10 protein-coding genes are annotated in these 11,905 nt (G+C 65.1%); 7 read left to right on the top strand and 3 right to left on the bottom strand.

The features are described 5' to 3' along the window. The first annotated feature begins 7 nt into the window (after positions 1 to 7). The 5 genes from ACFZAI_RS14510 to ACFZAI_RS14490 all read left to right on the top strand — a co-directional run bounded on the left by ACFZAI_RS14510 (position 8) and on the right by ACFZAI_RS14490 (position 6,207). Positions 8 to 1,204, top strand: coding sequence for an acyl-CoA dehydrogenase family protein (locus ACFZAI_RS14510; protein WP_391567511.1), 1,197 nt, complete (start codon positions 8 to 10; stop codon positions 1,202 to 1,204). Positions 1,205 to 1,213: 9 nt separating this feature from the next. After that, positions 1,214 to 2,347 (top strand): acyl-CoA dehydrogenase family protein, encoded by a 1,134-nt coding sequence (locus tag ACFZAI_RS14505; RefSeq protein ID WP_391567510.1) that lies wholly within the window; start codon positions 1,214 to 1,216, stop codon positions 2,345 to 2,347. 16 nt (positions 2,348 to 2,363) lie between these two features. After that, positions 2,364 to 4,310: an acyl-CoA synthetase gene (locus ACFZAI_RS14500; protein WP_391567509.1), complete on the top strand. Its 1,947-nt coding sequence runs from the start codon at positions 2,364 to 2,366 to the stop codon at positions 4,308 to 4,310. Positions 4,311 to 4,352: 42 nt separating this feature from the next. Beyond that, on the top strand, positions 4,353 to 5,339 hold the full coding sequence (locus ACFZAI_RS14495) for a tripartite tricarboxylate transporter substrate binding protein (protein WP_054421458.1): 987 nt from the start codon (positions 4,353 to 4,355) through the stop codon (positions 5,337 to 5,339). Positions 5,340 to 5,520: 181 nt separating this feature from the next. Next, a complete protein-coding gene (locus tag ACFZAI_RS14490) occupies positions 5,521 to 6,207 on the top strand; it encodes a GntR family transcriptional regulator (protein ID WP_054421454.1) in 687 nt (228 codons plus the stop codon). A gap of 26 nt (positions 6,208 to 6,233) precedes the next feature. Here ACFZAI_RS14490 and ACFZAI_RS14485 read toward each other — a convergent pair whose 3' ends face one another. After that, complete coding sequence (locus ACFZAI_RS14485) at positions 6,234 to 7,103, bottom strand: LysR family transcriptional regulator (RefSeq protein WP_391567508.1); 870 nt, start codon at positions 7,101 to 7,103, stop codon at positions 6,234 to 6,236. Between the two features lie 149 nt (positions 7,104 to 7,252). On the opposite strand from ACFZAI_RS14485, the gene ACFZAI_RS14480 reads away from it, so the two are divergent. Then, complete coding sequence (locus ACFZAI_RS14480; RefSeq protein ID WP_391567507.1) at positions 7,253 to 8,848, top strand: MFS transporter; 1,596 nt, start codon at positions 7,253 to 7,255, stop codon at positions 8,846 to 8,848. A 14-nt stretch (positions 8,849 to 8,862) separates the two neighbouring features. Here ACFZAI_RS14480 and ACFZAI_RS14475 read toward each other — a convergent pair whose 3' ends face one another. Next, on the bottom strand, positions 8,863 to 10,146 hold the full coding sequence (locus tag ACFZAI_RS14475) for a cystathionine gamma-synthase family protein (RefSeq protein ID WP_391567506.1): 1,284 nt from the start codon (positions 10,144 to 10,146) through the stop codon (positions 8,863 to 8,865). Between the two features lie 179 nt (positions 10,147 to 10,325). On the opposite strand from ACFZAI_RS14475, the gene ACFZAI_RS14470 reads away from it, so the two are divergent. Beyond that, a complete protein-coding gene (locus tag ACFZAI_RS14470) occupies positions 10,326 to 10,805 on the top strand; it encodes an Lrp/AsnC family transcriptional regulator (protein WP_082386936.1) in 480 nt (159 codons plus the stop codon). A 69-nt stretch (positions 10,806 to 10,874) separates the two neighbouring features. Here ACFZAI_RS14470 and ACFZAI_RS14465 read toward each other — a convergent pair whose 3' ends face one another. Beyond that, positions 10,875 to 11,903, bottom strand: coding sequence for a diguanylate cyclase (locus tag ACFZAI_RS14465; protein ID WP_391567505.1), 1,029 nt, complete (start codon positions 11,901 to 11,903; stop codon positions 10,875 to 10,877). Positions 11,904 to 11,905: the final 2 nt, after the last annotated feature.

Here is an 11,905-nt window from a genome sequence, read left to right as displayed (position 1 = left end):
GACCGACATGGACCTGGAATTCACCCCTGAAGAAAACGCCTTTCGCGACGACGTGCGCGCCTTCCTGGCGGCCAAACTGCCGTCGCGCCTGTCCGACAAGGTCACGCAAGGCAAGCTGCTGACGCGCGACGACATGGCCGAATGGCACGCCATTCTGAACCAGCAAGGCTGGCTGGCCAGCCACTGGCCCGTGGAATACGGCGGCACCGGCTGGAGCGCCACGCAGAAATACATCTTCGACAACGAATGCGCACTGGCCGCCGCGCCGCGCATCGTGCCTTTCGGGCTGAGCATGCTGGGCCCGGTGCTGATCAAGTACGGCAACGAAGCGCAGCGCCGCCACTGGCTGCCGCGCATTCTGGACGGCAGCGACTGGTGGTGCCAGGGCTATTCCGAACCCGGCGCGGGTTCCGACCTGGCCTCCGTCAAGACCACCGCCGTGCGCGAGGGCGACAGCTACATCGTCAACGGCCAGAAAACCTGGACCACGCTGGGCCAGTACGCCAACATGATTTTCTGCCTGGTGCGGACCTCGCAAGAAGGCCGCCGCCAGGAAGGCATCAGCTTTCTGCTCATCGACATGAACAGCCCGGGCGTGGAAGTGCGCCCGATCATCACGCTGGACGGCGAGCACGAAGTCAACGAAGTGTTCTTCTCGGACGTGCGCGTGCCGGTTGAAAACCTGGTGGGCGAAGAGAACCGCGGCTGGACGTGCGCCAAGTATCTGCTGACCTATGAACGCACGAACATCGCCGGCGTGGGCCAGTCCACCGCCGCGCTGGAACGCCTGAAGGCCGTGGCCGCCAAGCAGAAAAAGCATGGCCGCCCGCTGGCCGAAGACCCGGATTTTGCGGCACGCATGGCGCGCGTTGAAATCGAACTGGCCAATATGCGCACCACCAATCTGCGCGTGGTGGCGGCCGTGGCGGGCGGTGGCGCGCCCGGCGCCGAAAGCTCGATGCTGAAAATACGCGGCACGCAGATCCGCCAGGAAATCACAGCGCTACAGCGCCGCGCCATGGGGCCGTACGCGCGCCCTTTCGTGCCAGAAGCGCTGCACGATGGCTACGACGCCCCGCCCATCGGGCCGGACGGCGCCGAGAGCGCCGCCGCGCAGTACTTCAACAACCGCAAGCTGTCGATCTTCGGCGGCTCCAATGAAATTCAGAAGAACATCATCTCGAAGATGATCCTGGGACTGTAAGGGCCGGCCATGAACTTTGAACACACCGAAGACCGGCGCATGCTGTCCGACATGCTGCGCCGCTTTGTCAGCGAGCAATACGACTTCGCCACGCGCGAACGCCACGCGCAATCGCCGCAAGGCTACAGCGTGGAATTCTGGCGCCGCTATGCCGAACTCGGCGCCATCGGCGCCTTGTTCACCGAAGCCGATGGCGGCCTGGGCGGCGCGGGCTTTGATATCTCGGTCGTCTTTGAGGCGCTGGGCCGGGGGCTGGTGGTCGAACCCTTCCTGGACGCGTTGATGGTCGGCAGCGCGATCGCCGCCACCGGCACGCCCGCGCAACGCGAAGCGCTGGACGGCTTGATCGCAGGCGCCATCACGGCCGCGCTGGCGCAGGGCGAACCCGATTCCGGCTACGACCTGAACCAAGTGCGCACGCGCGCCGAACGCGCGGGCGATGGCTGGGTACTGAATGGCGCCAAGGCCGTCGTCACCGCAGGCGAACATGCCGACTTGTTCCTGGTGTCCGCGCGCAGCGCCGGTGCGGAAGACGACGAAGCCGGCATCAGTCTGTTCCTGGTCAGCGCCGGCACGCCGGGCCTGACGGTACGCGGCTACGGGCTGATCGACGGCGGGCGCGCCGCGGAACTCACCTTCGATAACGTCAAGCTCGGCCCCGATGCGCTATTGGGCGAAGCCGGCGCGGGCTACCCCGTGCTGGAACGCGCCGTGGGCCGGGGCATCCTGGCGCTGTGTGCGGAAGCCGTGGGCGCGATGGATTGCGCGCGCGACGCCACCTTGGAATACCTGCGCACGCGCCGCCAGTTCGGCACCCCCATCGGCAGCTTCCAGGCCTTGCAGCACCGCATGGCCGACGTGCTGCTGGAAATCGAACAAGCCCGGTCCGCCGTCATCAACGCCGCCGCCGCCCTTGACCACCCTGACCGCGCCACGCGCGAACGCGCGCTGTCCGCCGCCAAGACCACCATCGGCCGCATCGGCACGCTGGTGGCCGAAGAAAGCATCCAGCTGCACGGCGGCATCGGCATGACGTGGGAGCTGCCGCTGGCGCATTACGCCAAACGCCTGGTCATGATCGACCACCAGCTGGGCGACGAAGACCACCACCTGCGCCGCTACATCGCGCTGGGGCAGGCGTAAGCGGAGGGCTACGGACATGACGCTGGTCTACGCCGCCCCGCCCTTGTCGCGCCCGTTCTCGGCGCCGTTCCCGGTGCGCAGCGCCGCCGACGTGCAGCGGCTGGCTGCGCGCCCCTTGGCGGAAACGCTGACGGTGCAAAGCACGTACGAGATATTCCGCAATTCCGCCGCCGCCTTCGGCGACAAGACCGCGCTGACCTTTCTGCGCACCGCCGACCCCGCTGACGATGCGCTGCGCTGGAGCTACCGCGAACTGCTGGCGGGCATTCACCAAACCGCCAACCTGCTGCACGATCTGGGCGTGCGGGCGGGCGACGCCATCGGCGTGATGCTGCCCGGCTGCCTGGAATATCACCTGGCGTTGTGGGGCGGTGAAGCGGCAGGCATCGTCCAGCCGCTGAACCCGCTGCTGTCGGAAGACAAGCTGGCGTCGTTGATGACGACGGCGCGCGCCAAGGTGCTGATCGCCTATGGCTCGGACGCCGAATGCGGCACGTGGTCCAAGGCCTTGCGGCTGCACGAGCGCGTGCCCACCTTGCAGACCTTGCTGCGCGTGGCCCCGCTGGACGAACCGCTGTCCGAACGCCCTGCGCTGCCCGACTACGCGCTGGACTTCAACGCCAACCGTTTGGCGCAGCCGGCCGACCGCCTGGTCAGCGAACGCGTGATCCGCGCAAGCGACGTCGCCGCGTACTTTCACACGGGCGGCACAACGGGCGCGCCCAAGCTTGCCATTCACACTCACGCGAACCAGGTCTTCACGGCCTGGGCCGCCGTGCAATTGCAAAACGCAGGGCCGGACGACGTGGTCATCAACGGCTACCCCTTGTTCCATGTGGCGGGCGTGCTGCCCGCGTCGCTGGCCGCATTGTCAGCGGGCGTGGAAACCGTCATCCCCACGACCTTGCTGCTGCGCAACCGCGATGTGCTGCGCAACTACTGGCGGCTGGTTGAGAAGCATCGCGCAACGTCCCTGCAGGGCGTGCCGACCATTCTGGCGGCGCTGGCCGACATCCCGCTTGCGGGCGCCGATATTTCCACGCTGCGCTACTGCCGCACGGGCGCGGCGCCCTTGCCCGCCGAATTGGCTGCGCGCTTCAAGCGCCTGTTCGGCCTGCACGTGAACGAAAGCCTGGGCATGACCGAAATGGCGGGCATTTCATCCATCACCCCGCCCGGCTCGGAATTCCCCGTGAACTGCGTGGGTTACCCCTTGCCCTATGTGCAGGTGCGCATCGTCGGCCTGGACATCCCGGCAGGCGAAGCCGCGCGCGACTTGCCCGCTGGCACGGCGGGCATGGTGCTGTTCAAGGCGCCGAACGTGATCCCCGGCTTTCTCGACCCCGAAGACACCGCGCGCGCCTTCACCGAAGACGGCTGGCTGATCAGCGGCGACGTCGGTTTCCTGGACGCCGAAGGCCGGCTGCATTTGCAGGGCCGCGCCAAGGACCTGATCATTCGCGGCGGCCACAACATCGATCCCAAGACCATCGAAGACGCGCTGGCCTCGCACCCCGCCGTGCAACTGTGCGCCGCCGTCGGCGCGCCGGACGCGTATGCGGGCGAGCTGCCCGTGGCGTTCGTGACGCTGGCAGACGGCGCGCAAGCGACCGAAGCCGAACTCGTCGCCTATGCCGCCGCGCACGTGGACGAAGGGCCTGCACGGCCCAAGCGCGTCATCGTGCTAGACGCGATGCCCATGACCAACGTGGGCAAGATCTACAAACCGGATTTGCGCCGCCTGGCCACCGCCGTATCGGTGCAGGCCGTGGTGGCGCGCACCCTGCACGAGGCCGGGCTACTCGAAGACAGCGATGTCTTCCGGGTGCTGGCCGATGCGCAACCGGATGTCGCCGTCGAAGCGGCGCCGGGTGCATCCGCGCCGCTGAAGGAGCAGCTGCGCGAGGCTTTGTCGCGCTTGCCGGTAAAGGTCGCGTTACGCGACGCGCCGGCAGCCGGATGACGTATCAACACCAACCATAACAACACCCTGGAGACAACCCTCATGCCCAAGATGCCTATGCGCCGCGCCTGCCTGGGCGCCCTGCTGCTGGCCGCCGCAGGCGCCGCCCTGCCGCTGTCCGCCAGCGCGCAAGCCGCGTTTCCCACCAAGCCCATCACGCTGATCGTGCCCTTCCCCGCAGGCGGTTCCACCGACCGCCACCTGCGCATCGTCGCGCAGGACGCGTCCAAATACCTGGGCCAGCCGGTCATCGTGGAAAACCGTCCGGGCGCGGGCGGCACGCTTGGCACGGCCACCATGGCGCGCACCGCCAAGCCCGACGGCTACACCATCGCGCTCTACACGCTGGCCATGCTACGCATGCCCTACATGCAGAAAAGCAGCTGGGACCCAATCAACGACTTCAGTTTCATCATTGGCTTGTCCGGCTACACGTTCGGCTTCACCGTGCGCTCGGACTCGCCCTACAAGACCTTCAACGAATACATCGAAGCGGCGCGCAAGGCGCCGGGCACCATCGATTACGGCTCTACCGGCATCGGCTCGTCGCCGCATTTGCTGATCGAAGAAATCGCCATCAACGCCAAGGTCAAGCTGAACCACGTGCCGTTCAAGGGCAACGCCGACATGCAGCAAGCGCTGCTGGGCGGCCACGTCATGGCGCAAAGCGACGCAACCGGCTGGGATCAGTTTGTGGACTCCGGCAAGATGCGCCTGCTGGTCACTTTCGGCGACAAGCGCACCACGCGCTGGCCCGACGTGCCCACCGCGCAAGAGCTCGGCTACAAGGTCGTGTCCACGTCGCCTTATGGCCTGGCCGGCCCCAAGGGCATGGACCCGGCCGTGGTGAAGACGCTGCACGATGCGTTCAAGAAAGCGCTGTTCGACCCGGCCAGCATTGACGTCATGAACCAGCTGAACCAACAGCCGGCGTACCGCAACAGCCAGGACTACAAGGAATGGGCGCAGGCGACCTACGTGAAGGAAAAGGGCCTGATTGAGTATCTGGGGCTGATGGCGAAGGACTAATAGCCCGGCCATAACCTGGGCTGCACCGAACATCGGGCAGGCGACGCCGGGGCCAAACGGGGAGCCAGACTTTTTTGAATTCATTCTTTGTATTCAAAAAATGTTTGTCTTCCCTGTTCGGCTTTTTGATAGACTGGCTGCCCGATTGGTTTTTCCCTCCCGGCAGCCGCTGCCGCGCCCCATGACCCAGGAAGTTCAGCCAGACCCCAGCGCCGACGATATCGCCCGCGAAGTGGCCGCCGCCATCGTGGCCCACAAGCTGCCCCCGGGTACCCGGCTGCGCGAAGAAGCGCTGGCGCGCGTCTATAAGGTCAGCCGCACGAAGATTCGTGCGGCCTTGCTGATGCTGTCCAAAGACAAGCTGATCAACATCGTGCCTGACAAGGGCGCCTTCGTCAGCAAGCCGGACGCGAACGAAGCGCGCGAGGTCTACGCCGTGCGCCGCATTCTGGAAGCGGCGCTGGCCAAGGAATTCGTGGCCCGCGCCACCGCGGCCGACTACCGCCGCATTGACGCCCACCTGGCTGAAGAACGCGCGGCGCTGGAAAGCGGCGACGTTCAGAAGCGCAACCATCTGCTGGGCCATTTCCACATTCTGCTGGCCGAAGCCGTGGGCAATTCGGTGCTGACGGGCATGCTGCGCGAGCTGTCCGCGCGCAGCGCCGTCATCACCGTGCTGTACCAAAGCTCGCACGACGCCAGTTGCTCGTCGCAAGAGCACCACGCCTTCATCGAAGCCGCCCGCGCGGGCGACACCGAGCGTGCCTGCGCGCTGATGGATGAGCACCTGGAACATGTCCAGACCGCGCTGAACTTCACTGACGACAGCCAGGCGGGCGGCGATTTGGTCACCGCGTTGCTAAGCTGATCCCCAGCGTCCGTTTTCCCTTTCCGTCACGCCCGCAGCAGTTGCCCCATGCGTTGCTGCAACCACAGCTCCGTGGCGCCGGGCGTTGCGCCTTGCAGCCATAGCGTTCGGACCGACAGCATCGGCAGCGCCAGGCCCGCGCATGGAACCCGCGCAAGCGTTGTGCGAAAGCTCTCGTACTCGGCAATGTTCAACGGCAGAATCGCCCAGCCCAGACCGTCGGCCACCATGCCGGCGATGCTGTAGAAGCTGTCGGTGCGCCAGACCGTGGGGCTGAGCACCACGTCGTCTACCCCATCCATCTGCATCACCAATTGCCGGTAGTGCGCAAGGTCGGTACGCGTGACCTCGGCCAGCGCCGCCAACGGGTGCCGCGCCGCCACGAACACCGCTTGCGCCACATTGCCCAAGTACCGGTGCGCGAACGCGCTGCCCGGGTCGCCCCGGTCAAAATGAAAAGCGATGCTGGCGCGGCCTTGCTGCACGTAGTCGGCCACTTCGGTCGCGGTGCCGTTTAGCTGCGTCAATTCCAGGGCGGGAAAGCGCTCGGCCAATTCAAGCACCAGCGCCCCCAGCACCTGATACGGCAAGGCTTCGTCCAGCGCGATCGACAGCCGCGCATCTTGCCCCGCCGCAAACGACAACGCCCGCTGATCCAGCCCGCCTGCCTGGCGCAGCAGCTCGCGCGCCTCTTGCAGCAGCACTTCGCCTGCGGGCGTCAACGTGGCGTTACGGCGGGAGCGGTCGAACAGTTCCACGCCCAGATCCGCTTCCAATAAGCCCACCGAGGTGCTGACGGCCGACTGCGCGCGGCCAAGGCTGCGGGCGGCGGCCGAGAACGAACCGGCGTCCGCCGCCGCCACGAAATGCCGGATTTGATCCAGGGTCCATTGCATAGAGCCTCCTTTTATCCATCCATTCTATAGATGGAATCAAACTTTTTTCGGCAACAAACCAGATAGATAATGCGCCCTTGCATCCGTCGGGCCTGCGGGAGAGCACATCTTCCCGCGCCCACCGGTTGTGGAATTCAAGGAGTAGAACTATGCAGCGGACTCATTCGAACGCTGTCGCCACGGCCGATCCGCGCCGTTGGCTGGTGCTGGGCATTGTGTCCATCGCCTTGTTGTTGATCGTTGTCGACATGACGGTGCTGTACACCGCCCTGCCCCGGCTCACGCATGACCTGGGCGTATCGGCGTCGGCCAAGCTGTGGATCGTGAACGTGTATGCGTTGGTGGTGTCCGGCCTGTTGCTGGGCATGGGCACGCTAGGCGACCGGCTGGGCCACAAGCGCCTGTTCATGATGGGGCTGGCCGTGTTCGGCGTGGCGTCGCTGGCCGCCGCCTATTCGCCGGGCGCCGCCGCCTTGATCGCCGCGCGCGTGCTGCTGGCGTTGGGCGCGGCCATGATGATGCCGGCCACGCTGTCCATCATCCGCCTTACCTTCACCAACGAGCGCGAACGCTCGGTGGCCATCGGCATCTGGGCCTCGGTCGCCTCGGGCGGCGCGGCGCTGGGGCCGGTCATTGGCGGCGTGCTGCTGGAGCATTTCTGGTGGGGCTCGGTTTTCCTTATCAACGTGCCCATCGTGCTGCTGGCGCTGCCGCTGGCGTGGCGCTTCATTCCCGCCAGCCGTCCGAACGCAGAACGCCCCTGGGACCTGGCCGGATCGCTGCAAGTCATGGTGGGACTGATCTTGTGCGCCTACGCGCTGAAAGAGCTGGGCAAGGCCACGACGTCATGGCTGCATGCCGGCGCAGCCTGCGTGGCGGGCGTGGCGATGCTGACCTGGTTCGTGCGCCGCCAGCGCAGCCGCCCGTATCCGCTGATCGATTTTTCCATCTTCCGCAACGCCACCTTCAGTTCGGGCGTGGCCGCCGCGCTGTTCGCGGGCGCCGCCTTGTTCGGCATGGAGCTCGTGTTCAGCCAGCGCCTGCAACTGGTGATGGGCATGTCGCCGATTGAAGCCGCGCTGTTCATCCTGCCCTTGCCGCTGGCCGCCTTCGTGGCGGGTCCTTTGGCGGGCTGGCTGCTGGGATACATACGTGGCCCGCGCCTGATGTTCGTGGCGCTGGCCGTGGCGGGCGCCGGCATGGGCGGCTATCTGCTGAGCTATGACGGCAACGTCATGCCGCAGATGATCAGCCTGAGCGTGCTGGGCGTGGGCATTGGCGCCACCATGACGGCGGCCTCCAGCTCCATCATGCAAAGCGCCACGCCGGAACGCGCGGGCATGGCGGCGTCCATTGAAGAGGTGTCTTACGAGCTGGGCGGCGCGCTGGGCGTCACGCTGATGGGCTCGATCCTGACCGGCGTGTATGCGCAAACCATCGCCGTGCCGAAGGGGGTGGAAGGCGTCAGCATCGTGCGCGACAGCCTGGACGAAGCGCTGATCGTGGCGGAAGGCCTGCCGGCCGATCTGGCCACCGCGTTGACGCACGTGGCCAAGACGGCATTCGACACCGGCTACGCCGCCGTCATCGCCACGGCGACGGTGATGCTGCTGGCCACCGCGCTGTTCGTGCTGCTGAACCGCTCGCGGCGGCCGGCGGGGTCGGCTTCGGCTTCGGCTTCGGCTTCGGCCACCGCTGCGGCCACGGCGTCGGCATCGGCGTCGGCCTCGGCGTCAGCCTTATAGCCGCGTTGTACGTGTCAGCGCCGCTGGAAGGCGTGGTCCATGTCGGCGATCAGGTCTTCCTCGTGCTCCAGCCCGATCGAGATGCGGATCAGCCCTTCTGACACGCCCGCCGCATCGCGCTCGGCCGCTGGCACGCCCGAATGCGTGGTCGACGCCGGGTGACACACCAGCGATTCCGTGCCGCCCAGGCTGACCGCCGACTTGAACAGATGCAGCGCATTGATCAAGCGAAACGCGCGCTCGCGGCCGCCTTCCACCACGAAGGCGAAGGTCGAACCCGGCCCCGTGCATTGCCGCTTGTAGACCTCTTGATACGTGCGGTCGGTGATCATCTCGGGGTGAAAGATCTGCACCTTTTCATACGGATTGCCGGCCAGCCACTGCGCCACCTTGGTCCCCGTGCGCGCCGCCTGCTTCATGCGCAGCACCACCGTTTCCATTGACCGCGTGATCATCCAGCATGAATGCGGGTCCAGCTGCGAGCCGAACGCGCTGCGGATGCCGCGCACCTTCTTGATCAGTTCCTTCGAACCGGTGACGGCCCCCGCCACCAGATCGCTGTGGCCGCCCACATACTTCGTCAGCGAATACACCGACAAGTCCACGCCATGCTCGGCGGGCTTCTGGAAAATCGGCCCCAGCAGCGTGTTGTCGCACACCGACACCGGGCGATAGCCGTGACGCGTTTCGAAGGCGTCCAGCTCGTTCTTCATGGCTTCGAAATCGATCAGCGCGTTGGTGGGGTTGGCGGGCGTTTCCACATAGAAAACGCGCACCGGGCCTTTGGCGGCGGCCGTTTCCAGCGCGGCGCGCATGTGTTTAGGCGACAAGCCATCCTGAATGGGATGCGAGCCGATGCCCCATTCCGGAAAGATCTTGGCAATCAGCGTTTCGGTGCCGCCATACAAGGGCAACGACTGCACCAGTTGATCGCCAGGGCGCAGGAACGCCATCAATACCGCGCTGATCGCCGCCATGCCGCTTGCCGTCACGGCGGCCGCTTCCGATCCATCCAGCAACGCCAGCCGGTCTTCCACGATTTCCAGGTTGGGATGGTTGAAACGGCTATACACCAGACCCGCCGTTTCGCCCTGCGGCAAGGGCTTGCGGCCCGACACCAGATCAAAGAACTCCGCGCCGTCTTCGGCCGACTTGAACGCAAACGTCGACGTCAGGAATACCGGCGGCTTGACCGCGCCTTCCGACAGGAACGGGTCGTAGCCGTAAGACATCATCTGCGTTTCCGCATGCAGGGGCCGGCCGAAAATATCTTTCTTGTGATAAGTCGAATATGTCATGGTGTGCCTCTTTCTCTGGGGGTCCAGCCGATCGGGCAGGCGCGTCTAACAGGGTTTGACGATAGCGCCGGCCGCCTCGGAATGTATTGCAGTATGGGCGCAGGCCACGCCAATTATCTTTCCAATTCGTCCACAAGACCGCGATAATGTGAAACGTTATTTCCCATTAGAACGAATCCATGAAAGACACTGCCTTGTTACATCAACTTGACGCGATCGATTGGAAAATCATGAAAATCCTTCAAGAAGATGGGCGGTTGAGCAATGCGGAACTGGCCGAACGCGTATCGCTGTCGGCTTCGCCTTGCTGGAAAAGGTTGAAACGGCTGGAGACGTCCGGCGTCATCCGCGGCTACCAGGCCATTCTGGACCGCCGCGCGCTAGGCATGGGGGTGGTGGCGTTCGTCAGCATCTCGCTGGAAAACCACACCGAAAAGTTGTGCCACGCCTTCGAAGCGGCGATAGCGGCCATGCCCGAAGTGCTGGCCTGCCACAACACGACCGGGCAGCACGATTACCTGCTGCACATCGTGGCGCGCGACTTCGATGCGTATTCGGAATTCGTGCGCAACCGCTTGCGCACGTTGCCGGGGGTGAAGGAACTGCTCAGCACGCTGTCGATGCACGAAGTGAAGTCATCGACCAAGCTGCATTTGTAGTAGCGATTTGTCGTAGCGCTTTGCAGTAGCGCTTATGTTGCGGCCCCGGTAGTGGCGCCGCCCTGCGGCTTACTCCGCAGCCGCGGGCATCTGCCCCGGCACGACGCGGTTGCGGCCCAGGCGCTTGGCCTGATAGAGGCCGCGGTCGGCCACTTGGATCAGATCGGTGCAAGCCTGCCCCTCGGCGGGAATGGCCGTGGCCGTACCGATGCTGACTGTCAGCCACGGGCCGGAGCCCGTGTCCTTCTGCGGAATCTGCATGGCTTCCACCGCGCGGCGCAGCTTCTCGGCCGCCAAACGCGCGCTGCCGGCTGGTGTGCCGGGCAACACCAGTGCAAACTCCTCGCCGCCAAAGCGCGCCGCCAGATCCGTTGAACGGTCGCAACTGGCGAAGATGGTGTTGGCGACGCGTTTCAACGCTTCGTCGCCGGCGATGTGGCCATAGGTGTCGTTGTAGGCCTTGAAGTGGTCTACATCGATCATCAGCATGCTGATCTCGCGGCCATCGCGGCGCGCGCGCATCCATTCCGCGTTCAAGTATTCGTCGAAGTAACGGCGGTTGCCCAAGCCCGTCAGCCCGTCGGAATTGGTCAGCCTGCGCAATTCCATATTGCTTTCCAGCAGTTGCTGCTGGCTTTGACGCAGCGCTTGATAGGCTTCGTCGCGTTGCACCAGCGCCAGATACGAACGCGAGTGGTAGCGAATGCGCGCCACCAGCTCAATGGAATCGGGCAGCTTCACCAGATAGTCGTTGGCGCCGGCCGCAAAGGCCGCGCTCTTGATGGCGGGGTCTTCCTTGGTGGACAACACGATGATGGGAATATCGCGCGTGACCGGGTGGTTGCGGTATTCCTGCACCAGACTCAAGCCGTCCACGCCCGGCAGCACCAGGTCTTGCAGAATGACGGTGGGCCGCGTCTGAATGGCCACCGTCAGCGCCTTGTACGGGTCAGAGCAATAGTGAAAATCAATGTTCCCTTCGGTTGCCAGCGCCCGCCGGATCGCCTCGCCCACCATGACCTGGTCGTCGACAAGCAGCACCATGGCCGCGTGCGAATTCAGGTCCGCGGAGGCCGAGCTGTCAATGGGAGGGTGCATAG

It is taken from the genome of Achromobacter sp. NPDC008082, assembly GCF_042957345.1.
In the GTDB taxonomy this organism is placed as follows: domain Bacteria; phylum Pseudomonadota; class Gammaproteobacteria; order Burkholderiales; family Burkholderiaceae_B; genus Achromobacter; species Achromobacter kerstersii_A.
The sequence above is the reverse complement of the archived record's forward strand: the minus strand, read 5'-3'. Positions and strand labels throughout refer to the sequence as shown.